Raw genomic sequence first — 24479 nt, forward strand, 5'->3', positions numbered from 1 at the left:
CCGCCACACCGTGGCGGCACCCCGATCGGCTTTCGGTCAGCCCTTGACGCAGACGACCTGCTTGAGGTGCGCGACCACCTCGACGAGGTCCTTCTGCTGCTCGATGACCTTCTCGATGTTCTTGTAGGCGCCCGGGATCTCGTCCACCACGCCGCCGTCCTTGCGGCACTCCACGCCCTTGGTCTGCTCGACCAGGTCCTGGGCGGTGAACCGCTTCTTCGCCGCGGTGCGGCTCATCTTGCGGCCGGCGCCGTGCGAGGCGGAGTTGAACGACGACGCGTTGCCCAGACCGCGGACGATGTAGGACCCCGTCCCCATCGAGCCGGGGATGATCCCGAGGTCGCCGGAGCCGGCCCGGATCGCGCCCTTGCGGGTCACCAGCACGTCGACGCCGTCGTACCGCTCCTCCGCCACGTAGTTGTGGTGGCAGCTGATGACCTCGTCGAAGGTGACCTCCGCCTTGGTGAACTCGCGCCGGACGACGCCCTGGAAGAGCGCCATCATCAGCGCGCGGTTGAGCTTCGCGTACTCCTGCGCCCAGAACAGGTCCTGCCGGTAGGCGGCCATCTCCGGGGTCTTCGCGAGGAAGACGGCCAGGTCCCGGTCGATCAGGCCCTGGTTGTGCGGCAGTGCGCGGGCGACGCCCATGTGGTGCTCGGCCAGCTCCTTGCCGATGTTGCGCGATCCGGAGTGCAGCATCAGCCAGACCGCACCGGTCGTGTCAACACACAGTTCTATGAAGTGATTACCTCCGCCGAGCGTCGCCATCTGCTGCATCGCCCGCTCGCGGCGCCACTTGACGTCCTCCGCGATGTCGTCGAAGCGCTGCCAGAAGTCGTCCCAGCCCGCCGCGCGGAAGTCGTTCAGCTTGGTCGGGTCGACCGGGTCGGTGTGCAGGCCGCGGCCGACCGGGATGGCCCGCTCGATCTCGCGGCGCAGGACGGAGAGGTCGTCCGGGAGGTCCTCGGCGGTGAGCGAGGTCTTCACCGCGCTCATCCCGCAGCCGATGTCGACGCCGACCGCCGCCGGGCAGACCGCGCCCTTCATGGCGATGACGGAGCCGACCGTCGCGCCCTTGCCCAGGTGGACGTCGGGCATCACGGCGAGGCCGTGCAGCCACGGCAGGGAGCTGATGTTGCGCAGCTGCTGGAGGGCCTGGCCCTCGACGGTGGCCGGGTCGGTCCACATCCGGATCGGGACGCGGACGCCGGGTACCTCGGTGTACGACATGGGTGAACGACCTCCAGGGGTCGGGTGGTTCAGGGAACGTGGTGCCGCGCGAGGAATCCCGGTGCGGCTCGGGGAAGTTCAGGGGGTGGGGCTCAGATGCCCGGGGCGACGGTGCAGGGGGAATACGGCCTCGGGGAGCGTCGTATGGCTTGCTCGACCCGCATGGTGACCGCCTCCCTTCCTTCGTCGCGGTGCGCGGTCCGCAGTCGCGGTGCGCGGTTCGCACGTGTGCGGTGCGCGGTTCGCACGTGCTGTGCGCCGGGGAACATCTATCCACGGAACGGGTGCGGCCCGCAATGGATTTAACACCGCGTCCGGCCCGGCGGAGCGGGTGCTCCACCGGGCCGGACGGAACGGCGAGAGGCGTCAGCTGACGACGGTGACCTCGCCGATGCCGAGCGCACGCACGTCGTCGGCGATCACGGCGGCGTCGCCGACCAGGACGGTGACCAGCCGGTCCGGCGGGAAGGCCGCGACGACCGCCTCGGTGGCGGCGGCGGTGCGCAGCTCGGCGAGCTGCCGGTACACCTCGGCCTGGTAGTCGTCCGGCAGGTACTGCTCGACCTGGTCGGCCAGCGTGCCGGCGACCGAGCCCGCGGTCTCGTACTTCAGCGGGGCGACGCCGACCAGGAACTGCACGGCCTCGTCGCGCTCGGCGTCGGTGAGGCCCTCGGCGGCGAGGGTGCGCAGGATGGTCCAGGTGTCGGCCAGCGCGGGGGCGGTGGAGGCGGTGTCCACCGAGCCGCTGATGGCGAGCATCGCGCGCCCGCTGCCGTCGGCGGCCGAGCGCAGCGGCTGGGCGAAGGCGCGCACGCCGTAGGTGTAGCCCTTCTCCTCGCGCAGGACGCGGTCGAGGCGGGAGGTGAGGGTGCCGCCGAGGCAGTAGGTGCCGAGGGTCTGGGCGGCCCAGACCGGGTCGTGGCGGTCGGGCCCGATCCGGCCGATGAGCAGTTGGGTCTGGACGGAGCCGGGGCGGTCCACGATGACGACGCGGCCGCGGTCGTCGCCGGTGACCGGGGCGTGGACGGACGGCTCGGCGGCCGTCCCGGTCCAGGTGCCGAGGGTGCTCTCCAGCAGCGCCGGCAGGTCCACCCCGGTGAGGTCGCCGACCACCACGACGGTGCCGGTCGCGGGGCGCACGTGGGCGTCGTAGAAGGCCTTGACGGCGGCGCGGTCGATCGACTTGACGGTGTCGGCGGTGCCGGCGCGGGGCCGGGAGAGCCGGTCGGCGGCGTCGAAGAGCTCGGCGTACAGGGCCTTGGCGGCGCGCCGGGCGGGGTTGGCCTGCTCGTGGACGATCTCGTCCAGGCGGTTGGCGACCAGCCGCTCGATCTCCGCCTCGGGCAGCGCGGGGGCGCGCAGGGCGTCGGCCAGCAGGGACAGGCCGCGCTGGAGCCGGGAGGCGGGGACCTCCAGGGAGATCCGGATGCACGGGTGGTCGGCGTGCGCGTCCAGGGTGGCGCCGGCGCGCTCCAGCTCGGCGGCGAACTCCTCGGCGCTGAGGCTGTCGGTGCCTTCGCTGAAGGCGCGGGCGAGGATCCCGGCGATGCCGTCGAGGCCCTCGGGCTCGGCCGCGAGCGGGACGTCGAGCAGGACCTCGACGGCGACCAGCTGCTGGCCGGGCCGGTGGCAGTGCAGGACGGTGATGCCGTTGCCGAGGGCGGCCCGCTCGGGGGCGGGGAAGTCCCAGGGGCTGGGCGTGCCCGGCCGGGGCTGCGGGTGGAAGGTCATGGCGGGGACGTAGTCGGTGCTCATACGGCGGCACCCTCCTCTTCGGAAGCGGCGTCGGAGTCGGCGTCGGTCTCGGCGGCGGCGGTCGGCTCGTAGGCGAGGACGGCCCGGTTGTCGGGGTGGAGCCGGGCCTTGGCGACGGCCTGGACCTCTTCGGCGGTGACGTCGAGGACCTTGGGGAGGGCGTCGTTGAGCAGCTTGGGGTCGCCGAACAGGACGGCGTAGCGGCACAGTTCGTCGGCCCGGCCGGCGACGGTGGTGAGCCGGTCGAGCCACTCGCGCTCGATCTGGGCCTGGGCGCGTTCGAGTTCCTCGGCGGTGGGGCCCTCGGCGGCGAAGCGGGCGAGCTCCTCGTCGACGGCGGTGCCGATCCGCTCGACGGTGGCGTCGCCCGAGGTCTTGACGTCGAGCCAGCCCAGGCTGGGGGCGCCGGCCAGCCGCAGCAGGCCGAAGCCGGCGGCGACGGCGGTGCGGTCGCGGCGGACCAGCCGGTTGTAGAGGCGGCTGGACTCGCCGCTGCCGAGGATGGTGAGGGCGAGGTCGGCGGCGTCGGCCTCGCGGGTGCCGTCGTGCGGGAGGCGGTAGGCGGCCATCAGGGCGCGCGAGGGGACGTCCTCGTGGATCTCCTCGCGGATCTCCCGGCCGATGGTCTCGGGGAGTTCGCCCGAGCGCGGGGGCTGCTTGCCGTCGTGCGCGGGGATGGAGCCGAAGTACTTCTCGACCCAGGCGACGGTCTGCTCGGGGTCGATGTCGCCGACGATGGACAGGACGGCGTTGTTGGGCGCGTAGTACGTCCGGAAGAACGTGCGGGCGTCCTCCAGGGTGGCCGCGTCGAGGTCGGCCATGGAGCCGATCGGCGTGTGGTGGTACGGGTGGCCGTCGGGGAACGAGAGCGCGGTGAGCTTCTCGAAGGCGGTGCCGTACGGGACGTTGTCGTAGCGCTGGCGGCGCTCGTTCTTGACGACGTCGCGCTGGTTCTCCATGGACGTCTCGTCGAGCGCGGCGAGCAGCGAGCCCATCCGGTCGGCCTCCAGCCAGAGGGCGAGCTCCAGCTGGTGGGCGGGCATGGTCTCGAAGTAGTTGGTGCGCTCGAAGCTGGTGGTGCCGTTGAGCGAGCCGCCGGCGCCCTGGACGAGCTCGAAGTGCCCGTTGTTGGAGACGTTGGCCGAGCCCTGGAACATCAGGTGCTCGAAGAGATGGGCGAGGCCGGTGCGGCCCTTGACCTCGTGGCGGGAGCCCACGTCGTACCAGAGGCAGACGGCGGCGACCGGGGTCAGGTGGTCCTCGGAGAGGACGACGCGCAGGCCGTTGGCCAGGCGGTGCTCGGTGATGGCGATGCCTCGGCTGGAGGCGGGGGCCGGGTTGGCCATGCGCTCGGGTCCTTCCCGTCGTCGATGTCGGGGTTCGTGTGGCGTCCCCCATTGTGGTGCAACGTGCGGGAGCCGTGTTCGTGTCCGCGCGGACGGGGCCGTTCGCCAGGGGCGGAAGAGGGCCGCTGACCGGGAGTGTCGGCGAGAGGGTCCACAATGGGGGCGCCGCGCCCTGTCGGCGGCACCCGGTTGACGGGTCCGGCGGCGGGACGGTGCGGAGACGGCCGACGACCGCCCCCGGGCGTTCGGCGACCGACCGACGACCTACCGAGACACAGCCAGCGACACGTAAGGGAGCCCCGCCGCGATGGCCCGCCGCAGTTCGCAGACCCCGCCGCCCGGAGACTTCGAGGAGCGGATCCTCGACGTCGACGTCGTGGACGAGATGCAGGGCTCCTTCCTGGAGTACGCCTACTCGGTGATCTACTCGCGTGCGCTGCCCGACGCACGGGACGGCCTGAAGCCGGTGCACCGCCGGATCCTGTACCAGGCCAACGAGATGGGCCTGCGCCCCGAGCGCGCGCACGTGAAGTGCGCGCGCGTGGTGGGCGAGGTGATGGGCCGGCTGCACCCGCACGGTGACGCGTCCATCTACGACTCCGTGGTGCGCATGGCGCAGCCGTTCTCGATGCGGCTGCCGCTGATCGACGGCCACGGCAACTTCGGTTCGCTGGGCAACGACGACCCGCCGGCCGCGATGCGCTACACCGAGTCGCGGCTGACGGCCGCCTCGATGGCGATGGTGGAGTCGATCCACGAGGACACCGTCGACTTCGGCCCGAACTACGACGGCAGCGAGCAGGAGCCGCTGGCGCTGCCGGCCGCGTTCCCGAACCTGCTGGTGAACGGCGCGACGGGCATCGCGGTCGGCATGGCGACGAACATGCCGCCGCACAACCTCTCCGAGGTGGTGGCCGCGGCCCGGCACCTGATCAAGCACCCGAACGCCGACCTGGACACGCTGATGCGCTTCGTGCCCGGTCCGGACCTGCCGACGGGCGGGCGGATCGTGGGCCTGTCGGGCATCCGGGACGCGTACGAGTCGGGCCGCGGCACGTTCAAGATCCGGGCGACGACGACGGTGGAGGCGGTGACGGCCCGCCGCAAGGGCATCGTGGTCACCGAGCTGCCGTACAACGTCGGCCCGGAGAAGGTCATCTCGAAGATCAAGGACCTGGTCAACGCGAAGAAGCTCCAGGGCATCGCGGACGTCAAGGACCTGACCGACCGCGAGCACGGGCTGCGGCTGGTCATCGAGGTGAAGAACGGCTTCGTGCCGGAGGCGCTGCTGGAGCAGCTGTACAAGCTGACGCCGATGGAGGAGACCTTCGGCATCAACAACGTGGCGCTGGTGGACGGCCAGCCGCTGACGCTGGGGCTGAAGGAGCTGCTGGAGGTCTACGTCGACCACCGCTTCACCGTGGTGCGCCGGCGCAGCGACTTCCGCCGCCGCAAGCGCGAGGAGCGGCTGCACCTGGTCGAGGGCCTGCTGGTGGCCCTGGTCGACATCGACGAGGTCATCGCGATCATCCGGTCGAGTGACAACGCCCAGCAGGCGAAGGAGCGCCTGATGGAGCGCTTCTCGCTGTCGGAGACGCAGACCGCGTACATCCTGGACACCCCGCTGCGGCGGCTGACCCGCTTCGACCGGGTGGAGCTGGAGCAGGAGAAGGCGAAGCTGACCTCCGAGATCGCGGACCTGACCGAGATCCTGGAGTCGGACACCAAGCTGCGCAGCGTGGTGTCGTCCGAACTGGGCGCGGTGTCGAAGCAGTTCGGCACCGAGCGGCGCACGGTGCTGCTGGAGGCGGGGGCGGTGCCCTCGGCGGCGCTGGCCGTGCCGCTGGAGGTCGCGGACGACCCGTGCCGGGTGCTGCTGTCGTCGACGGGCCTGCTGGCGCGGACGGCGGACGGGGAGCCGTTCGAGGTGTCGGAGAAGCGGGCGAAGCACGATGTGATCGTGTCGGCGGTGCACGCGACGGCACGGGCGGACGTGGGCGTGGTGACGTCCGCGGGCCGGGTGCTGCGGCTGCCGGTGATCGACCTGCCGGCCCTGCCGCCGACGCCGTCGCCGACGCTGGCGGGCGGGGCCGCGGTGGGCGAGTTCCTGCGGCTGGAGGACGGGGAGCGGGCGCTGGCGCTGACCACGCTCGACGAGTCCTCGCCGGGGCTGGCGCTGGGCACGCTGCAGGGCGTGGTGAAGCGGGTGGTGCCGGAGTGGCCGGCGAACAAGGACGAGTTCGAGGTGATCGCCCTCAAGGAGGGTGACGAGCTGGTGGGCGCGGTCGAACTGCGCACCGGCGAGGAGGACCTGGTCTTCATCGCCTCGGACGCCCAGCTGCTGCGCTACCCGGCGGGCCAGGTGCGTCCGCAGGGCCGCCCGGCGGGCGGCATGGCGGGCATCAAGCTGTCGGACGGCGCGCGGGTGCTGTCCTTCACGGCGGTGGACCCGGCGGCGGACGCGGTGGTGGTCTCGGTGGCCACGGCCACGGGCACGCTCTCCGACGGCGAGCAGTCGAGCTGGAAGGTCACCCCGTTCGAGCAGTACCCGCGCAAGGGCCGCGCCACCGGCGGCGTGCGCTGCCAGCGCTTCCTGCGCGGCGAGGAGGCCCTGACCTTCGCCTGGGCCGGCGCCGCCCCGGCCCGCGCCGCCACCGCCAAGGGTGCCCCGGTCGACCTGCCCGAGCGCGACCCGCGCCGCGACGGCTCCGGCACCCCGGTCACCACCCCGATCGCGGTGGTCGCCGGCCCGGCGTAACGGCACCCGTACGAGCGGAGGGGCACCGGAGGTCATCCGGTGCCCCTCCGCTTTTTCATGCCCGCCCGACCGGGAATGCGGAAGGGCGATCTCCAATTCCCGGGCATGGACCGAACTTTGCCCACCCATGGGTTAGGTTCACCGAACAGGTGCTCCATATCGCGCCACATGCATTGGGGGGACGGGGAGTTGGCCGAAGAATTCAAGATCGACATGGGCCGGATGAGAACGGTGTCCAAGCAGCTCGACGAGTGCGGCAACCGCATGGGGGCGGTCGCCAAGAGCCTCGAAAACCTCGGAAAGGGCAAGCAGTTGGGCACCGAGCGGCTCGACTCGGCCTGCAAGGGCTTCGAGGACCACTGGCACGGCGGCATCGGCCGGATGGCCAAGCTCGCCCACGGCCTGCGCGAGGGCCTGGACGCCTCGCTCAAGAACTACGGGGACAACGAGCAGGGCACCGCCAAGGGCCTCGGCGCGACCTGAGCCAACACGCAGGGGACTGACTTCCACCATGAGTGACAAGAACTGGCCGGGCCTCGGATTCTGCCCGGCCCCGGGGGACCTCCCGGCCATCGCCAAGATGTACGCGGACGTCGACGCCGTCGCCCGCGAACTGGAGGAACTGCGCCACGCGCTCGCCGACCTCGGCTCCGAGGGCAGCGCCTGGCAGGGCGAGGCGGCCCGCAACTTCGCCGGCAAACTGGGCGAACTGCCCAAGTACCTCACCCAGGGCCACGAATCGATGGCCGCCTGCTCACGGGCCCTCAAGGCCTGGCACACCCAGCTCACCGGACTGCTCTCCACCGGCCGGACCATGGAGGCCCAAGCCGTCGAACTGCGCTCCCGACTGGGCGACATGAACGTCCAGTGCGACACCGCGGGAAAGGCCCTCGACGCCTCCGCACAGTCCACCGACGCGGCCGCCCGGACGAAGGCCAAGGCCGACTTCGAGGCCAAACTCCAGGCCCAGCAGCAGCTCGCGCACCAGCTCGACGAGGTGATCGCGAACGGCCACAAGCAGCTCGCCGACCACAAGAACAAGGCCGAGGCGGCCGCCAAGGCGATCATGGAGGCGTCCCGCCACCACCCGCCGGACCCGAGCTTCCTCAAGCGGATGCTGGACAAGGTGGAGCACGCCTGGCAGAAGTCGCTGGACTTCCTGGCCGAGCACGCCGACGACCTGTCCAAGATCTCGGCCGGACTGGCGATCGCGGCCCTGGTGATCCCCGGAGCCGGCCCGATCCTGGGTGCCGCGGCCATGCTGACCAGTGCGGCCGCGATGGCCGGGCACGGCATCGCCAAGTCCCGCGGCCAGGACGTCTCCTGGCTGAAGATCGGAATGGACGGGCTCGGGGTGATCCCCGGTGTCGGTGCCATCAAGGGCTTCGCCACCGCCGGAAAGTCGATCACGAAAGTTCAGGGTGTGGGCGTCGTCAACAAGGTGATCCGGGCCCCGATCAAGAACATCAGGACGTCGGTGGCCGCTGAGGGAGCCGGCGCTGCCGAGCGCACCTCGGCCGCCGGCGCAGGCCTGTTCGAGAAGACCGTGAACCCGATATCGACCAAGGCCATCGTCGGCGGGCTCAAGAAGGCAGGCGTCGAAGTGGATCCCCGCGCGGTCACCATCACGAACAAGGCGAACGGACTCGCCTACGGCTTCTACCAGGACGAGAAGAAGGAGAAGGCCCGGGAGTCCTACGTCGAGGCCCCGGGACCGCTTCCGAAGCCCGCGTACCGACCGGCGTCCGCGCCGTTCCTGAACGCCGTCGGCTGAGAGAGGAGCAGCTCATGGTCAAGGACCTCCATGTGACGCTGCCGGTTTCGGGCGGACAGCTCGCCGCCGTGCCCGAGGTGGCCGAGGCGGCGCGGCGGGCCGAAACGCTCTACGGGGTCACCCTGTTGAACGACGATGTGGCCCGCAACGTGGTGATCAAGCACCTGCGGAAGCGGGATCAGCAGGACTGGCACGACGAAGCCGCGGGTCTCCTCGTCCTCGGTGGAATCGTGGTCTCCTTGGTCACTGGCAACTGGACAGCGGCGATCCTGGGGATTCCGGCCGGAATCGCGGTCTGGCTGCGGGGCATGGGCCGCAGCTCCGGCAAGCAGACCGCCTCGGTGCACTTCACCGCGTACATCGGGCTGCTGAACCAGGCCAGGCGCGCGGGGCTGACGGTCCGGATTCCCGCCGAGTGGGGAGCCGATGCCGATCGGGCCGTGTGGGAGGAAGGCGCCCGGGCCGCTCCGCAGCCGCAGCCACCGGCCGCCCCGACCCCACACCCCACCGGTCCGGTCCCGTACACCTCCCCGGTTCCCCCGCCCGGCGTCGCTGCGCAGCCCGGCTCGTGGTGGCCGGCCGGCGCCGTGATCGACCCCAAGTTCCCGGTGCTCCCGCCCGCCGCGCTCGCACAGCACTGGGCACTGGCCGCCCGGGCCCGTGAACTCGGCGCCCCGTACGGCGTCGACTTCCTGGACGAGCAGGCGGTCCGGGGGCTGCTCACCGCGCAGAAGCGCACCGTCCGCCGGAGATCGATGTGGAGCAAGATCTTCGCCCTGGTCCTCGTCGTGGCCGTGATGGTCGGTGTTCTCGGCTCGGACTTCACCTACTCCGAGCAGCGCCGGCAGTCCGTCCTCGTCATCGGCGGCCTGGTGGTCACCTGTGCGCTCACAGCTCTCCCCGCGCTGAAGACGCACTGGACCTGGCACCGCTCCGGTCTTCGCGACCGGGCCGCCGCCTACCTCGACCTGCTCGTCGAGGCCCGCGCGTACGGCGTCCCGGTCCCCGTCCCGCCGTCCTGGCTGGACGTCCGCACCCGGATCCGCAAGCTCTCATGACCTCCGTGGAAGGCCCGATGTCCGACATTCCGACAGCCACCGAGGACACCCGGCTCCAGATCCGCTTCGTCGTCCCGCCCGCCTTCCACGAGGTCCCGGTGCTGGGCACCGACGACCAGGTGGCGGAGGAGCTCTGGGAGCTGGTCTGCGAGGTGCTGGCCTCCCATCCCGAGGAGATGCGGGTGCGCTGGGCCGTGGCACTGGCCGAGCTGATCCCGCCGATGGCCGAGGCCGGGGTGATCCACGCCGGGATGTGCCTGGTGGACGTGGACGGCCGCCCCAGCACGGCGTCGATCGTGGCCTCGGTGTGCCCCCTGGTCGGGACCGACTACCCGGGCGCGGTGGACTTCCTGCTCACCCGCCTGGCCCTGTCCCGTCCGGAAGCGGAGGTGACGGCGATCGAGCTGCCGGCCGGGCGGGCGGTGGCGGTGATCGACGCCGTGGCGACCCCGGTCGACGACGGGTCGACCCCGCTGGACGGCCTGGCGGTCCCGCTCGTCGACGGGACGCTGACCACCTCGGTGATCCAGGTGCACCTGCCGCTGCCGAACGAGTCCCAGCTGCTCTCGCTGGAGTTGAGCACCCCGTGCCCCGAGGACTGGGTGCTCTACTCGGAGCTGTTCGCCGATGTCGTCCGCAGCATCCACCTGGAGTTCGCCGACCTCCCGACCGTCTCCGAGCCGCTGTACGACACGGTGGACGAGGAGGTGGCGCAGCGGGTGAGGGCCGCGTTCGGGTGAGCCGGGTGAGGGTGATCAGGTGAGGGTAGCCTTGCCGGGGTGAGCACCTGTGCGACCGTGTCGCGTGAACTTTCGGAGCCGCTGGCAGCGACGGCGGCGGTGGCGACCACCTGGCTGCTGGTGGAGCAGAACGGACCGTGGGGCGCGAAGGCGCTGGGTGAGAGCCACCTGGACGCGGCGGTCGGGCGGGCGCTGGAGGCGGCCGCGGCGGGGACGGGCGTGCGGGTGGCCCTGATCCGGCGGCCCGGGCGGCACGCCGACTGCCTGCCGACCGCACGCCACGAGGTGCTCGTGGCGCACACGGTGCCCGGCCGCGGCTGGGTGCGCCGGGCGGGGGTGGCGGATCCGGCGGAGCTGCTGGAGCTGGACTTCGCGGCGCTGGGCGCCGGTGACCACACCGGCTTCGGAACGGAGCACGTCGGCGGCCCGGTGGCCCTGGTGTGCACCAACGGGCGGCGGGACCGCTGCTGCGCGCTGCTGGGCCGTCCGCTCGCGGCGGAGCTGGCGGCGGCCGGGCACAGCGAGGTGTGGGAGGTGACCCACCTGGGCGGGCACCGCTTCTCCCCCACGATGCTGGTGCTGCCCTACGGCTACGCGTACGGGCGGCTGACGCCGGAGACGGCCAAGGAGGTGCTGGCGGCGACGGCGGCCGGGCACGTGGTGCCGGAGTGGTCGCGGGGCTGCTCGGGTTGGGAGCGTCCGGGCCAGGCGGCCGAGCACGCGGTGCGGCTGGCCACCGGCGAGACCGGGGTGGACGTGCTGACGCTCACCCAGCGGCCGGACGGCGGGGGCCGCTGGCTGGTGACGGTGCTGCACCGGGACGGGCGGTCCTGGGAGGTGGACGTGATCGAGGCGGCCAGCGAGCCGGCGCGCCCGGAGAGCTGCGGCAAGGCGGCGGGGACGCCCTCGCGGATGGACGTGCTGTCCGTACGGGGGGTCTGAAACGCGGCGGCCCCGCGCCCGTGGGGGTGAGCGCGGGACCGCCGGGGCGGAGCGTCAGCCGGCCGCCTTGGCGACGAACTCCGTGGTGTACGTCTTCGCCAGGTCGATCGTCCCCTCCTTGCCCTTGACGTCCGGGTGGAACGCGGCGAGCACCGAGAGCACCGTCTTCGGCCCGTCGGCCGGCATCACGCCGTCCGTGGTGAACATCGGCAGCGTCGCCTTGATCGCCGCCGCGTACTGCTCGGCGCCGCCCTGCGCGTAGTCGGCGGGCATCTTCGCGGCGATCTCCTCGGGGGTGTGGCCGGACATCCACTTGAGGGTCTTCACGAAGGCGTTGGCGAGCTTCTGGGTGGTGTCCTTGTTCTTCTCCACCCAGTCGGTGTTCATGTACAGCGACGAGGACGGGTACAGCCCGCCGAGCGCCTCGCGCGAGCCCTCGGGGGTGCGCATGTCGTACAGGACCTTGCCGAGGCCCTTGTCCAGGATGTTCGCGACGGTCGGGTCGGTGGTCATCCCGGCGTCGATGCTGCCCTGCTGGAGCGCGGCGATGAAGGTCTGGCCGGCGCCGACCGCGATCGGGCTGAACTCGCTGACGGCGGTGCCGTTCTTGACCGCGAGGTACTTGGTGAGGAAGTCGGTCGAGGAGCCGATGCTGGTGACGCCGAGCTTCTTCCCCTTGAAGTCGGCGCCGGACCTGATGGCGTCGGCCTGCTTGGTGGAGACCACCTCGACCTCGCCGGGCGCCTGGGCGAACTGCACGACGGACTCGACCTTCTTGCCCTTGGCCTGGAGGTCGATGGTGTGGTCGTAGAAGCCGACGGCGCCCTGGACGTCCCCGGCGAGCAGCGCGGTGGTGGCGTTGACGCCGGCCGGCTCGGTCATCAGCTCGACGTTGACGCCGGCGTCGGCGAAGTAGCCGAGCCGCTGGGTGAGCATCGCGGGCAGGTAGATGACCTTGTCCAGGCCACCGACCATGATCTTGACCTTGGGTCCGTCGACCTGCTGCCCGGCGGGCGCGGCGACCGCGCCGTGGCCGGCGGTGGCGGCGTCGTTGGCACAGGCGGAGAGCGGGAGGAGCAGGGCGGCGGCGAGGGCGGCGGCGACTGGTCTGCGCATGGGTGGGGGTGCCTCTCTCTTCTGACGACGGGGGGAGTTCAGCGGCCGTCGCCCGCGTCGGCGGGCTTCCAGCGGAACAGCTTCTTCTCGGCGAAGGTCAGCAGTCCCTCGGTGAGCAGCGCGACGACGGCGAGGATGGTCATGGCCGCGTAGACGCCGGCCGCGTTGAAGGTGCCCTGGGCGGCCGCGACGAGCAGGCCGAGGCCCTTGGTGGCGCCGATGTACTCGCCGACGATGGCGCCGATCAGCGCGAAGCCGAAGCTGACGTGCAGGCTGGTGAAGATCCAGGTGGTGGCGGCGGGGATGACCACCTGGAGGGTGACCCTGCGGTTGTCGGCGCCCAGGATGCGGGCGTTGGCGACGAGGTTGCGGTCCACCTCGCGGGCGCCCTGGAAGGCGTTGAAGAACACCGGGAAGAACACCAGCACCACCGCGGAGGCGACCTTGGAGGCCGGGCCCAGGCCGAACCAGATCAGGAAGATCGGCGCGAGCACGATCCGCGGAATGGCGTTGAGCACCTTGATGTACGGCCCGAGGACATCGGCCAGGAAGCGGACCCGGCCGAGTGCGATGCCCAGCAGCACACCGCCGATGACGCCGATCACCCAGCCGGTGAGGGCCTCGTAGAGGGTGTAGCCGATCTGCTCGCCGAGCGAGCCCTGCGCGGTGCCGTGGGTGGTCCACTGCCAGATCTGGTCCCAGATCCTCGACGGCTGGGAGAAGTTGAACGGGTCGATGACGTCCGTCCGGGCGCAGACCTCCCACAGTCCGAGGAAGGCGACCAGCACCGCGACCCGGGCGCCGAAGACGCCCAGCCTCCGGTTGCGGGCGGCCCGTTCACGGGCCTCGGTCCTCGTCGTGACGGCCGGGGGCTTCCCGGCGGCGGCCGGCGCGGACGCCGGCGCCGCCCCGGACCCGGGCACGGACTCCGCCCCGGGCTCGGACGCGGACTCGGATGCGGTCTCAAGCGGCACGACCCGCTCCTCTCTCCCGGGTGATGCGCACCTCTTCGCCGAGCGAGGCCCAGATCTCGCGGTACAGCTCGACGAACCTCGGTTCCAGTCGGACGGCCTCCACGCTGCGCGGGCGCGGCAGGTCGACGGTGAAGATCTCCTTGACGGTGGCCGGTCCTGCCGTCATGACGACGACCCGGTCGGCGAGCGCGATGGCCTCGTCCAGGTCGTGGGTGACGAAGACGACCGACGCCGCGTCCCTGGAGGAACCGGTCCCCGCCCACAGCTCCAGCAGCTGGTCCGACATCAGCGCCCGGGTCTGCACGTCCAGTGCCGAGAACGGCTCGTCCATCAGCAGGATCGCCGGGTCGTTGACGAAGGTCTGGGCGAGCGCGACGCGTTTGCGCATGCCGCCGGACAGCTGGTGCGGGTAGCGGTCCTCGAAGGCGGCCAGGCCGACCCGGCCGAGCCAGTCCCGGGCCCGCTCCCGGGCCTCGGCGGCGGGCACGCCGCGGAAGCGCGGGCCGGCCATCACGTTGGACAGGACGGTGCGCCAGGGGAAGACGGCGTCCTGCTGGAAGACGAACCCGACCTTGGGGTCGATCCCGCGCACGGGCTCGCCGTACACCCGGACCTCGCCCTCGGTGGGCTCCTCCAAGCCGCTGACCAGCGTCAGCGTGGTGGACTTGCCGCAGCCGGTGGGGCCGACGACGGCGACGAACTCGCCTTGGGCGACGGTCAGATCGAGATCGCGGACGGCGGTGTGCAGCGCCCCGGAGGGGGTGCGGAACCGTTTGGTCGCGCCGGTCAGCTCGATCGCCGGGGTCTTGCTCATGTCGATCCTCCCGGGTCTGTTGCCTGCCCCGGAAAGGTAGGAGCGGGCCCGGCCCCGGCGGGAGCCTTCTTCGCGTAGTGCGACTTCTCCGCATAGAGGGGTGTTCTGCTCGTTTTGCTTCCGCTACAACTGCGGGGACGCGGCTGACAGAAACACCCCGGAAACATAGGGTGTCCCGACCCCACCCATCGGCGCCCCGACCGCCCCCCGAGGACGCCCGATCCCCCGCAGCCGCCGAGAGGAGGTCCGGATGAAGCTCCCCCGCGGACCCCGCCGGGTCTTCGCCCAGCTGCTGCTGAGCCAGACCGTCGTCACCGTCGGTGTCACCGCCGTGACCGCCGGGCTGTTCCTGGCCCCGGTCAGCAGCGAGCTGGACCACGACGCGATGCAGCGGGCACTGTCGATCGCCCAGGCCACCGCCACCGACGAGAACATCGCCCGGGCCGCCGCCGGCCGCGACGTGGTGGCCGCCCAGCGCAACGCCGAGCAGATCCGGCTGGCCACCGGCGCCAGTTTCGTGGTGGTCACCGACCTGGACGGCATCCGGCTCTCGCACACCGACCCGGGCCGGATCGGCCAGCGGGTCAGCACCGATCCGGAGCCGGCCCTCAGCGGCCGCAGCGTCACCGCCATCCAGCAGGGCACCCTGGGCCGCACCGCCCGCGGCAAGGTGCCGCTGCGGACGGCGGACGGCCGGATCGTCGGCGAGGTCTCGGTCGGCATCAGCGACGACTCGATCCGCCGCCGGCTGCTGACGATGCTCACCGGAATCCTGCTGTGCGCGGGCGCCGGCCTGGCCGCCGGCACGCTCGCCACCCTCCTCCTGGCCCGCCGGCTCAAGCGCCGCACCCACAACATCGCGCTGGCCGACATCTCGGCGCTGCTGGTGGAGCGGGAGGCGATGCTGCACGGAATCCGCGAGGGCATGGTGGCGCTGGACGAACGCGGCCGGATCCGGCTGGCCAACGACGAGGCCCTGCGGCTGCTCGGCCTGCCCGAGGACTGCACCGGCCGGCCGATCGGCGCGGTGCTGCCACCGGGCCGGCTGGCGGACGTGCTCTCCGGGCGGATCGCCGGCGCCGACCTGCCGGCCGTCCGGGACGACCGGGTGCTCGTGGTGAACCGCACGACCACGCCCGAGGGCGGCGCGGTGGTCACCCTGCGGGACCGCACCGAGCTGGAGTCGCTGGTCCGCGAGCTGGACACCACCCGCAGCCTGACCGAGGCGCTGCGGGCCCAGGACCACGAGCACGCCAACCGGATGCACACCCTGCTGGGCCTGCTGGAACTGGGCCGCCACGAGCAGGCGGTGGCGTTCATCTCGGAGCAGTCCGGCTCGCACGCCGTGGTCGCCGCACGGATCGCCGAGCAGGTGCAGGACCCGCACGTGGCGGCACTGCTGGCGGGCAAGACCTCGGTGGCGGGCGAGCGCGGGGTGCTGCTGGCGCTGGCCGCGGCGGCGCACCTGCCGGACGCGGTGGTGGACGCCCGGGCACTGGTGACGGTGCTCGGCAACCTGATCGACAACGCGGTGGACGCCCTGGCCGCGGGCGGCGGGGGCCGGGTGGAGGTCAGCCTGGCGGCGGCCGGAGCGACCCTGCTGCTGCAGGTCGCGGACAGCGGCCCGGGCGTGCCGGAGGAGCTGCGCGAGCAGGTCTTCGAAGAGGGGTGGACCAGCAAGGACGCGCCCGCGCACCGTCCGCGCGGGCTGGGGCTGGCGATGGTGCGGCGGCTGGTCGAGCGGACCGGCGGCCGGATCGTGCTCGACACCGGGCCGCTCGGCGGCGCCCGGTTCACCGTCGAGCTGCCCGAGGCCCTGCTCACCAGTCGGCTCGTGGAGGCGTGATGATCGACGTACTCGTGGTGGACGACGACTTCCGGGTCGCGGACGTGCACGCCGCCTACGTGGCCAAGGTCCCGGGCTTCCGGGTGACCGGCACCGCGCACTCGGCCGGGGAGGCGCTGGCCGCCCTGGAGCGCCGCCCGGTGGACCTGCTGCTGCTCGACCACCATCTGCCCGACGAGACCGGCCTGGCCCTGGTGCGCCGGCTGCGGGAACGCCAGGTCGCCTGCGACGTGATGATGGTGACGGCCGCCCGGGACGTGTCGACGGTGCACGCCGCGATGCAGCACGGCGCACTCCAGTACCTGGTCAAGCCGTTCACCTTCGCCGGGCTGCGGGAGAAGCTGGTGGCGTACGCGCAGCTGCGCCACGCGCTCGCCGCGCCGGCCCGGGAGGCCGGCCAGGACGAGGTGGACCGGCTGTTCGCGACCCTGCGCAGCGCCGCCGCCCCGGCCGGAACGCTCCCCAAGGGCCACTCGGCGCCCACCACGGACCTGGTGATGGGGGTGTTGCGCCGGGCCGGCCGGCCGCTGTCCGCCCAGGAGGTCGCCGACGCCACCGGGCTGAGCCGCTCCACCGCGCAGCGCTACCTCAAGCAGCTGGAGCGGGACAGCCGGCTGCGGCTGACCCTGCGGTACGGCGACACCGGCCGGCCGGAGCACCGCTACGGGCTGGCGGCCCGCGCCTAGGGCACGGTCTCCGGACAGGGGCAGACAGGGGCCGGGCGTGGTCACGGGCCTGGGCCGGACAGGGGGGAACCCCGGCGGCCCCAGGCCCGCCGGGGTTCCCCGGGCGCGACGGCTCAGGCCGCGCCCGCACCGGTGAGTGCACGTACCTCCAGCTCGGCGAACCGGTCCGGATCGGCGGGCTCGGACGAGGTGACCGTCCCGACCCAGCCGGCCAGGAAGCCCAGCGGGATGGAGACGATGCCCGGGTTCTCCAGCGGGAACCAGTGGAAGTCGAGGCCCGGGAAGAGCGCCTCGGGGGAGCCGGACACCACCGGCGAGAAGAACACCAGCACGATCGCCGGGACCAGCCCGCCGTACACCGCCCAGACCGCGCCGCGAGCGGTGAACCGCGACCAGAACAGGCTGTACAGCAGCACCGGCAGGTTGGAGGACGCGGCGACGGCGAAGGCCAGGCCCACCAGGAAGGCGACGTTCAGCTGCTGGGCGAAGAGGCTGATCACGATCGCCGTCGCCCCGATCCCGGCGGCGGCGAACCGGGCGACCACCACCTCCTGCTGCTCACTGAGCTCGGAGACCGGTTCCTCCGCCGCCCGGGAGGCCGGGACGGTCTCGCCCCGGCGGCGCCGCCCGCGGCCGTTCTTCGACTGCTCGCGGCTCTTCAGCTGTTCGCGGCTCGGCCGGGCGCGCCAGGCGCCGGCCCAGATGTCGTGGGCGAAGGCCGCCGAGGAGGCCAGGGTCAGCCCGGCGACCACCGCGAGGATGGTGGCGAAGGCGATCGCCGAGATCAGGGCGAACAGCACCACCCCGCCGGTACTGCCGTTGCCGCCGCCGAGCACCAGGGCGAGCAGCGGAACGGCGGTGTTCCCGGCCGAGTTGGCGTGCCGCACCTCGGCCGAGCCGATCAGCGCGGTGGCGCCGAGGCCGAGCACGATGGCCATCAGGTAGAAGCTGCCGACCAGGCCGATCGCCCACATCGTGGAGCGGCGGGCGGCCCGCGCGGTGGGCACGGTGTAGAAGCGGGACAGGATGTGCGGCAGGCCCGCGGTGCCGAGCACCAGGCCGAGGCCGAGGCTGACGAAGTCCAGCCGGCTGGTGATGCTGCCGCCGTACTTGAGCCCGGGCTCCAGGTAGCGCTGCCCGGCGCCGCTGTGCTGGGCGGCCTCGCGCATCAGCTCGCCGAGGTCCCCGTGGAAGCGGACCACCAGCAGCACCGTGAGCAGCACCGAACCGCCGGTCAGCAGGAAGGCCTTGATGATCTGGATCCAGGTGGTGGCCCGCATGCCGCCGATGGTGACGTAGACGATCATCAGGGCGCCGACCGCGATGATGGTCCAGGTGCGGGCGTGCGGGCTGCCGGTGCCGAGCAGGAGGGCGACCAGCGAACCGGCGCCGACCATCTGGGCCACCAGGTAGAGCAGGGTGACCACGACGCTGGCACCACCGGCCGCGGCGCGCACCTTGCGACGGCGCAGCCGCAGCGCGAGGACGTCGGCGAGGGTGTACCGGCCCGCGTTGCGGACGAGTTCGGCGACCAGCATCAGCACGACCAGCCAGGCGACCAGGAAGCCGATGCTGTAGAGCACGCCGTCGTAGCCGTACAGCGCGATCAGCCCGGCGACGCCCAGGAAGGACGCGGCGGAGAGGTAGTCCCCGGAGAGCGCGAAGCCGTTCTGCAGCGGGGTGAAGTCGCGGCCGCCGGCGAAGAAGTCCTCGGCGGCGTTGCCCTGGCGGCCGACCCAGAGGGTGACCCCCAGGGTGACCAGGACGACGACGGCGAACAGCGCGATGGCGAGCGAGTGGTGGTCGCCGGTGGGGGCGACCGGCGGCGGGGTGGCGGTCGACACCACGGTCCGGACGGCGGTCTGCACCGCGGCCTTGGCCGCATCGGTGGGCACGGTGGCCAGCAGGGGCGTCATCGCAGCTGGTCCTGGGTGTCCCAGCGCAGGCCCAGGGCGGCGCGGTCGCGCTTGGTCCGGGAGTTGCGGGCGTAGAGCCAGGTGAGCAGGAAGGTCGAGGCGAACTGCAGCAGCCCCAGCAGCCAGGCCACGTTGAGCGGGCCGGCCACCGTCCTGCGCATCAGGTCGGGGGCACCCGCCTGGGCGGCGACGTACAGCAGGTACCAGGCGAGGAAGGCACCGGTGATCGGGAAGACGAAGGTCCGGTAGCTGCGGCGGATCTGCAGGAACGTCTCGCTGGCCTGAACCGTCCGGTAGACCTCGGTGCGGTCGGCGACCGGTTCCTCGTCGAGTGGTGCGTGCGGTGCGGCCGGGGCCGCCGGATCGGCTGGGATGCTCTGGGCGAACGGCTCGACGGCGGCCCCGTGGACCGGTGCGCCGACGGCCACTGACCCGACGGCGGCCTCTGCCGACCGGGCCGTAGGAACGTGGTCCGTGGGGGCGGGGCCCGACTGCGCCGGTACCGCCGTCCGGCGGTGCGCAGCCGATGGCTCGGCGGACTCAACGGGGGTACCGGCGGCCGCAGCGGCCCACCAGTCGAATTGCTGTCCCGGGCCGGGACTGCTCGTCTGCTGCTGTGGCACTGCTGCTCCTGGACGGCCGGATGTTCTGACCCGAACCATGATGGCGGCCCTAGGAGAGCGCCCCTGACCATCGCAGATACGTTCACTCGATGAGGTGATCGATCATCCGACAGACACTCATCGGACTACTGCTGCGTCCCAGTGATTCCGTGTCGGAAGGCGTACGCGACCGCCTGAGCCCGGTCCCGCACCGCGGTCTTGGCGAACAGATTGTTGATGTGGGTCTTCACGGTCGCCTGGCTGACGAACAGCCGCTGGGCGATCTCGGCGTTGGACAGCCCCTCGGCGATCAGCGCCAGCACCTCGGCCTCCCGGACGGTCAGCCCGTCGGGCAGCTCCCCCGACCGGGTTCCGGGCCTCCCGGCGGCCGGCCCGGAGTCGCCGTGCTGCTCCGAAAGCCTTTCCAGCAGCCGGAGTTGGACCTGCGGGGAGAGCCCGGCGGCACCCGATCGGACGTTCGCGACGGCCCGGGCGATCTCCTCGGCGCCGGCGTCCTTGGTGAGGTAGCCGCGCGCCCCGGCCCGGAGCGCCGGGAACAGCGAGTCGTCGTCGGCGTAGGTGGTGAGCACCACGACCTCGGTCTCCGGGTGCGCCGCGCGGATCCGCCTCGTCGCCTCGACCCCGTCGCAGCGCGGCATCCGCAGATCCATCAGCACCACGTCCGGGTGATGACGCTCCACCAGGGCGACGGCCTCCTCCCCGTCCCCGGCCGCACCGACCACCTCGATGCCGGGCAACAGCCCCAGCAGCATCACGATGCCCTCGCGCACCACGGTCTGGTCGTCCGCGACCACCACCCTGATCGCCCCCGCACCGCCCATGTGCTCACTCATGCCGGCACCCGCAGCAGCACACGCCACCCTCCGTCCTGCGGGCCCGCCAGCAGCGTGCCCCCGAGCAGTTCCGCGCGTTCGCGCATTCCCAGCAGACCGTACCCGCTGCCGCTGGCGGCCAGCTCCTCCGACGGGGGCCCACCCGCGGATTGGCCGCGCGGCGGCCGGGTGTTGCACACCTCCAGCTCCACCGCCCCGTCCAGGTAGCGCAGTTCGACGGAGCCGCGGGCCCCGGACGCGTGCTTGCGGACGTTGGTCATCGCCTCCTGCGCGGTGCGCCGCACCGCGAGGGCGACCTCGGCGGCGAGCGGGCGGGGCGTGCCGGTGACGGTGAGGGCGGCCCGCTCCCGACCGGTCAGCTCGACCAGGAACTCCCCGACCGGGGTGAGCTCCCCGCGCAGCACGGACAGTGCCTGGCGGGTCTCGACCAGCCCGTCCTGCGCCATCCGCCGGGCGGCGACGACCCGTTCGCGGATCTGCTCGCGGTCCGTCCCGGCGTCCAGCATCAGCCGGGCCGCCTCCAGGTGGACGAGCTGCGCGGAGAGGCTGTGGGCGAGCACGTCGTGGATCTCCCGCGCGATCCTGGCCCGTTCGGCGAGCGCCGCGCTCTCCGCCTGGGCGGCCTGGGCGGCCCGCTCCTGGGCGAGCAGCCGGCGGGCGGTGCCGCGCGCCTCGATGTCCAGCCGCAGCAGGCAGCCGACCAGGACGGAGCCCCCGACGGTGGCGGCGTTGCCGAGCCAGCCCGCCGGGGAGGCCGCCGTGTACGAACCCAGCGCGGCCGCCGCGACGACCAGCGCGGGCGCGGGCGGCAGCCGGATCAGAGCCGTCACGGTCAACCCGATCCACAGGAAGTCGGCCAGCGTGTGGGCCGGCCCCCGGTCGGCGAGCCAGCCGCCACCGACCAGGCCGGCGGCCAGCAGGTACGAGACCGCCGGGCGCTGCTCCCGGGTGACCCGCAGGTACGCCGTGCAGAGGGCGACGGCCGCGGCCAGCCCGGCCGCCGCGACCGCCACCGTCCAGCCGGTGTACCTGCCGCCGGAGAAGGTCCCCCAGCCGACGACGACCAGCAGGACGCTCCGGCCGAACACGGACAGGACCCGCCGCGGCCGGCTCTCGTCCTCGTGGCCGATCCCTTCCCGGGACGGCCACCGGGTCCAGTACCACCCGGCCACGGGGCCTCCTCGATGCTCACGGCGGCGGGTCAGTGCAGTGCGGCGGCGGGCCGCGAGGGCTCCAGCGACCGGGCCCTCCAGTTCACCACGAAGGAGCGGACCAGCAGCAGGACCGCCATGCCCAGCATCAGCGAACTGCCCGCCTGGTGGACGTGCAGGGCCGCACCGACCGCGTACAGGCCGATCCGGACGGCGATCATCCCGCACCAGGCGGCCACGGTGGCCCTGGTGCCCTTGACCAGGACGCTGCCGTCGGAGTCCCGCCAGATCCGGACGGTCCAGCCCCAGGCCGTACCCATCGCGAGCACGGCGACCAGTCCGGCGGCCAGCAGCCCGGCGGAGAGCGCGGTGTGCTGGTGGTCGACGAGCCGCGGGTCGCGCAGCGCGAGCGCGCCCAGGATCAGCGGCAGCAGCCAGAAACGGCGCTCGGTGTCCAGGCGCTGGACGCGCATCTGGCGCTGGACCACCAGGACCACCACCGCGAGGCCCACGAGGATGTTGGTGATGGAACCCATCGAATTCTCCGTCCCGGGGAGAGGCTTGTTGCTGACCTCTCCGACGCTACGGATCCGGCGCTTCCCGCTGATCGGAGCCGGGGTGGAGCACGGGTGGAACCGGCAGCGCGAGGGCCCTCCACCCGTGGGTGGAGGGCCCTCGCGCACGGCCGGGGTCAGGCGTCGATGCGGGAGCGGTCCAGGGTGGCCGCCGAGTCCACGATGAACTCCTTGCGGGGGGCGACGTCGTTGCCCATCAGCAGGTCGAAGATCCTCTCGGCCTGCTCCAGGTCGCCCAGGTTGATCCGGCGCAGCGTGCGGTGGCGCGGGTCCATGGTGGTCTCGGCCAGCTGGTCGGCGTCCATCTCGCCCAGGCCCTTGTAGCGCTGCACCGGCTCCTTCCAGCGCTGGTTCTTGCGCTGGAACTCCAGCAGCGTGGAGCGCAGTTCGGCGTCGGAGTAGGTGTAGTGGTACTTCTCCTGGCCGCGCTTGGGGCTGGTGAGCTCGATCCGGTGCAGCGGCGGCACGGCGGCGAAGACCCGGCCCTGCTCGACCATCGGCCGCATGTAGCGGTGGAAGAGGGTGAGCAGCAGGGTGCGGATGTGCGAACCGTCGACGTCGGCGTCGGCCATGAAGATGACCCGGCCGTAGCGGGCCTGGTCGATGTCGAAGGTGCGGCCCGATCCGGCCCCTATCACCTGGATGATCGCGGCGCACTCGGCGTTCTTGAGCATGTCGCTCACCGAGGCCTTCTGCACGTTGAGGATCTTGCCGCGGATCGGCAGCAGCGCCTGGAACTCGGAGTTGCGGGCGAGCTTGGCGGTGCCGAGCGCGGAGTCCCCCTCGACGATGAACAGTTCGCTGCGGTCGACGTCGTCGCTGCGGCAGTCGGCCAGCTTGGCGGGCAGCGAGCTGGTCTCCAGCGCGGTCTTGCGACGCTGGGCCTCCTTGTGCTGCCGGGCGGCGACCCGGGTGCGGGCGGCCGCGACGACCTTGTCGAGCACAGCCCGGGCCTGGAGCTTCTGGTCCTTCTTGGCCGAGGTCAGGAAGGCCTTGAGCTCCTTGGCGACGACGGCCGCGACGATCCGGTTGGCCGCCGAGGTGCCGAGCACCTCCTTGGTCTGGCCCTCGAACTGCGGCTCGGCGAGCCGGACGGTGACCACCGCGGTGAGGCCCTCGGTGGCGTCGTCCTTGGTGATGTCGTCCTCGGCGACGCGCAGCAGCTTGCCCGCGCGCAGCGCCTCGTTGACCGTCTTGGCCAGCGAGCGCTCGAAGCCGGTGACGTGGGTGCCGCCCTTGGGGGTGGCGATGATGTTGACGAAGGAGCGCAGCGTGGTGTCGTAGCCGGTCCCCCAGCGCAGCGCGATGTCCACGCCGAGGTGGCGGGTGACCTCGGTGGGGGTCATGTGCCCGAGGTCGTCCAGGACCGGCACGGTCTCCTTGAAGGTGCCCTCGCCGTGCAGCCGCACCACGTCGCAGACCGGCTTGTCGGGGGCCAGGAACTCGCAGAACTCGGCGATGCCGCCGTCGAAGCGGAAGGTGCTCTCCTCGACCTTCTCGCTCTCGGTGAGCCGCTCGTCACGCACCACGATGGTGAGGCCGGGGACCAGGAAGGCGGTCTGCCGGGCGCGGCTGTGCAGCGTCTCCAGGGAGAGCTTGGCGTCCTTGAGGAAGATCTGCCGGTCGGCCCAGTAGCGGATCCGGGTGCCGGTGCGGGTCTTCGGCACCTTGCGGGCCCTGGTCAGGCCGTTGCCGGGCTCGAAGGGCGCGTCCGGGCTGGTCTCGGTGAAGAGGCCGGGGGTGCCGCGGCGGAAGCTGATCGCGTGGGTGTGCCCGCCGCGGTCGACCTCGACGTCGAGGCGGGCGGAGAGCGCGTTGACGACCGAGGCGCCGACGCCGTGCAGACCGCCGGAGGCCGCGTAGGAGCCGCCGCCGAACTTGCCGCCGGCGTGCAGCTTGGTCATCACGACCTCGACGCCGGACAGTCCGGTCTTGGGTTCGACGTCGACCGGGATGCCGCGCCCGTTGTCCCGGACCTCGACCGAGGAGTCGGGGTGCAGCACGACGTCGATGCGGTCGCAGTAGCCGCCGAGCGCCTCGTCGACGGAGTTGTCGATGATCTCCCAGAGGCAGTGCATCAGGCCGCGGCTGTCGGTCGAGCCGATGTACATGCCGGGGCGCTTGCGGACCGCCTCCAGGCCCTCCAGGACGAGCAGGTGCCGCGCGGTGTAGTTGGAACCGTCGTCGCCGGCCAGCAGCGCGGACGGCACGGTCGTTTCGGCACTCACGCGGCACTCTCCTCGGTGAAGTTCTGTCTCATCGGTCACATCCGGACGCATCCGGACCAAACGCCAGTGCAGCACGCCGCACCGACACCCGTCGCCCTGCGTGCCCGAGCCCCT

General features: G+C 72.3%; 20 protein-coding genes. 8 read left to right on the plus strand and 12 right to left on the minus strand.

Going from position 1 to position 24479, the window contains the following annotated elements; translation table 11 throughout:
- Nucleotides 1-36 precede the first annotated feature (36 nt).
- The 3 genes from ACFWJ4_RS06875 to ACFWJ4_RS06885 all read right to left on the minus strand — a co-directional run bounded on the left by ACFWJ4_RS06875 (nt 37) and on the right by ACFWJ4_RS06885 (nt 4331).
- Entirely contained in the window at nt 37-1230 is a 1194-nt protein-coding gene (locus ACFWJ4_RS06875) for an RtcB family protein (protein ID WP_380540060.1), read from the minus strand.
- Nucleotides 1231-1596: 366 nt separating this feature from the next.
- Nucleotides 1597-2961, minus strand: coding sequence for a pitrilysin family protein (locus ACFWJ4_RS06880; RefSeq protein ID WP_359912630.1), 1365 nt, complete (start codon nt 2959-2961; stop codon nt 1597-1599).
- A 20-nt stretch (nt 2962-2981) separates the two neighbouring features.
- Nucleotides 2982-4331, minus strand: coding sequence for a pitrilysin family protein (locus tag ACFWJ4_RS06885; RefSeq protein WP_359912575.1), 1350 nt, complete (start codon nt 4329-4331; stop codon nt 2982-2984).
- A gap of 307 nt (nt 4332-4638) precedes the next feature.
- Here ACFWJ4_RS06885 and ACFWJ4_RS06890 point away from each other — a divergent pair, with 307 nt between their 5' ends.
- From ACFWJ4_RS06890 to ACFWJ4_RS06915, 6 genes are all read left to right on the plus strand, one after another.
- The gene (locus ACFWJ4_RS06890) at nt 4639-7089 is read left to right on the plus strand and encodes a DNA topoisomerase (ATP-hydrolyzing) subunit A (protein WP_380540063.1); all 2451 of its coding nucleotides are present in this window, start codon (nt 4639-4641) and stop codon (nt 7087-7089) included.
- 189 nt (nt 7090-7278) lie between these two features.
- A complete protein-coding gene (locus ACFWJ4_RS06895; protein ID WP_359912580.1) occupies nt 7279-7572 on the plus strand; it encodes a hypothetical protein in 294 nt (97 codons plus the stop codon).
- Between the two features lie 28 nt (nt 7573-7600).
- On the plus strand, nt 7601-8863 hold the full coding sequence (locus ACFWJ4_RS06900) for a WXG100 family type VII secretion target (protein WP_380540066.1): 1263 nt from the start codon (nt 7601-7603) through the stop codon (nt 8861-8863).
- 14 nt (nt 8864-8877) lie between these two features.
- On the plus strand, nt 8878-9921 hold the full coding sequence (locus tag ACFWJ4_RS06905; protein WP_380540068.1) for a hypothetical protein: 1044 nt from the start codon (nt 8878-8880) through the stop codon (nt 9919-9921).
- Between the two features lie 17 nt (nt 9922-9938).
- On the plus strand, nt 9939-10661 hold the full coding sequence (locus ACFWJ4_RS06910; protein WP_380540071.1) for a hypothetical protein: 723 nt from the start codon (nt 9939-9941) through the stop codon (nt 10659-10661).
- Nucleotides 10662-10700: 39 nt separating this feature from the next.
- Nucleotides 10701-11603, plus strand: coding sequence for a sucrase ferredoxin (locus ACFWJ4_RS06915; protein WP_359912592.1), 903 nt, complete (start codon nt 10701-10703; stop codon nt 11601-11603).
- Between the two features lie 54 nt (nt 11604-11657).
- Here the strand turns inward: ACFWJ4_RS06915 and ACFWJ4_RS06920 are convergent, their stop codons facing one another.
- From ACFWJ4_RS06920 to ACFWJ4_RS06930, 3 genes are read right to left on the minus strand one after another with little or no spacing between them, the layout of a single operon-like run.
- Nucleotides 11658-12719, minus strand: a complete 1062-nt coding sequence (locus ACFWJ4_RS06920) for an ABC transporter substrate-binding protein (protein WP_359912595.1) — start codon at nt 12717-12719, stop codon at nt 11658-11660.
- A gap of 38 nt (nt 12720-12757) precedes the next feature.
- Nucleotides 12758-13642 carry an ABC transporter permease gene (locus ACFWJ4_RS06925; RefSeq protein WP_380540235.1) on the minus strand — a complete coding sequence of 295 codons (885 nt, stop codon included), beginning with the start codon at nt 13640-13642 and terminating at the stop codon, nt 12758-12760.
- Between the two features lie 40 nt (nt 13643-13682).
- The gene (locus ACFWJ4_RS06930; protein WP_359912598.1) at nt 13683-14507 is read right to left on the minus strand and encodes an ABC transporter ATP-binding protein; all 825 of its coding nucleotides are present in this window, start codon (nt 14505-14507) and stop codon (nt 13683-13685) included.
- Nucleotides 14508-14757: 250 nt separating this feature from the next.
- Between ACFWJ4_RS06930 and ACFWJ4_RS06935 the strand changes: the two genes are divergently transcribed.
- The gene (locus tag ACFWJ4_RS06935; protein ID WP_380540074.1) at nt 14758-16353 is read left to right on the plus strand and encodes an ATP-binding protein; all 1596 of its coding nucleotides are present in this window, start codon (nt 14758-14760) and stop codon (nt 16351-16353) included.
- Nucleotides 16353-17039: a response regulator gene (locus ACFWJ4_RS06940; RefSeq protein ID WP_359912604.1), complete on the plus strand. Its 687-nt coding sequence runs from the start codon at nt 16353-16355 to the stop codon at nt 17037-17039. Before ACFWJ4_RS06935 ends, ACFWJ4_RS06940 begins: the two co-directional genes overlap by 1 nt.
- 113 nt (nt 17040-17152) lie before the next feature.
- Here ACFWJ4_RS06940 and ACFWJ4_RS06945 read toward each other — a convergent pair whose 3' ends face one another.
- From ACFWJ4_RS06945 to ACFWJ4_RS06970, 6 genes are all read right to left on the minus strand, one after another.
- A complete protein-coding gene (locus tag ACFWJ4_RS06945) occupies nt 17153-18955 on the minus strand; it encodes a cation acetate symporter (protein ID WP_380540077.1) in 1803 nt (600 codons plus the stop codon).
- Nucleotides 18952-19383, minus strand: coding sequence for a DUF485 domain-containing protein (locus tag ACFWJ4_RS06950; RefSeq protein ID WP_359912610.1), 432 nt, complete (start codon nt 19381-19383; stop codon nt 18952-18954). The genes ACFWJ4_RS06945 and ACFWJ4_RS06950 overlap by 4 nt, the downstream gene beginning before the upstream one ends.
- A gap of 320 nt (nt 19384-19703) precedes the next feature.
- Complete coding sequence (locus tag ACFWJ4_RS06955; RefSeq protein ID WP_380540080.1) at nt 19704-20411, minus strand: response regulator; 708 nt, start codon at nt 20409-20411, stop codon at nt 19704-19706.
- A complete protein-coding gene (locus ACFWJ4_RS06960) occupies nt 20408-21583 on the minus strand; it encodes a sensor histidine kinase (protein ID WP_380540083.1) in 1176 nt (391 codons plus the stop codon). The genes ACFWJ4_RS06955 and ACFWJ4_RS06960 overlap by 4 nt, the downstream gene beginning before the upstream one ends.
- A gap of 29 nt (nt 21584-21612) precedes the next feature.
- The gene (locus ACFWJ4_RS06965; protein WP_380540086.1) at nt 21613-22098 is read right to left on the minus strand and encodes a DUF1453 domain-containing protein; all 486 of its coding nucleotides are present in this window, start codon (nt 22096-22098) and stop codon (nt 21613-21615) included.
- A gap of 155 nt (nt 22099-22253) precedes the next feature.
- Nucleotides 22254-24365, minus strand: a complete 2112-nt coding sequence (locus ACFWJ4_RS06970) for a type IIA DNA topoisomerase subunit B (RefSeq protein ID WP_380540089.1) — start codon at nt 24363-24365, stop codon at nt 22254-22256.
- Between the last annotated feature and the right edge of the window lie 114 nt (nt 24366-24479).

Source organism: Kitasatospora sp. NPDC127067 (assembly GCF_042724755.1).
Lineage (GTDB): Bacteria > Actinomycetota > Actinomycetes > Streptomycetales > Streptomycetaceae > Kitasatospora > Kitasatospora lactacystinica.

Excerpts from the sequence above, each read along its gene's own strand:
- ACFWJ4_RS06940 (WP_359912604.1), top strand. The coding sequence starts at position 16,353 with ATGATCGACGTACTCGTGGTGGACGACGACTTCCGGGTCGCGGACGTG.
- ACFWJ4_RS06885 (WP_359912575.1), bottom strand. The coding sequence starts at position 4,331 with ATGGCCAACCCGGCCCCCGCCTCCAGCCGAGGCATCGCCATCACCGAG.
- ACFWJ4_RS06910 (WP_380540071.1), top strand. The coding sequence starts at position 9,939 with ATGTCCGACATTCCGACAGCCACCGAGGACACCCGGCTCCAGATCCGC.
- ACFWJ4_RS06875 (WP_380540060.1), bottom strand. The coding sequence starts at position 1,230 with ATGTCGTACACCGAGGTACCCGGCGTCCGCGTCCCGATCCGGATGTGG.
- ACFWJ4_RS06945 (WP_380540077.1), bottom strand. The coding sequence starts at position 18,955 with ATGACGCCCCTGCTGGCCACCGTGCCCACCGATGCGGCCAAGGCCGCG.
- ACFWJ4_RS06905 (WP_380540068.1), top strand. The coding sequence starts at position 8,878 with ATGGTCAAGGACCTCCATGTGACGCTGCCGGTTTCGGGCGGACAGCTC.
- ACFWJ4_RS06955 (WP_380540080.1), bottom strand. The coding sequence starts at position 20,411 with ATGAGTGAGCACATGGGCGGTGCGGGGGCGATCAGGGTGGTGGTCGCG.
- ACFWJ4_RS06890 (WP_380540063.1), top strand. The coding sequence starts at position 4,639 with ATGGCCCGCCGCAGTTCGCAGACCCCGCCGCCCGGAGACTTCGAGGAG.
- ACFWJ4_RS06880 (WP_359912630.1), bottom strand. The coding sequence starts at position 2,961 with ATGACCTTCCACCCGCAGCCCCGGCCGGGCACGCCCAGCCCCTGGGAC.
- ACFWJ4_RS06930 (WP_359912598.1), bottom strand. The coding sequence starts at position 14,507 with ATGAGCAAGACCCCGGCGATCGAGCTGACCGGCGCGACCAAACGGTTC.
- ACFWJ4_RS06965 (WP_380540086.1), bottom strand. The coding sequence starts at position 22,098 with ATGGGTTCCATCACCAACATCCTCGTGGGCCTCGCGGTGGTGGTCCTG.
- ACFWJ4_RS06920 (WP_359912595.1), bottom strand. The coding sequence starts at position 12,719 with ATGCGCAGACCAGTCGCCGCCGCCCTCGCCGCCGCCCTGCTCCTCCCG.
- ACFWJ4_RS06935 (WP_380540074.1), top strand. The coding sequence starts at position 14,758 with ATGAAGCTCCCCCGCGGACCCCGCCGGGTCTTCGCCCAGCTGCTGCTG.
- ACFWJ4_RS06900 (WP_380540066.1), top strand. The coding sequence starts at position 7,601 with ATGAGTGACAAGAACTGGCCGGGCCTCGGATTCTGCCCGGCCCCGGGG.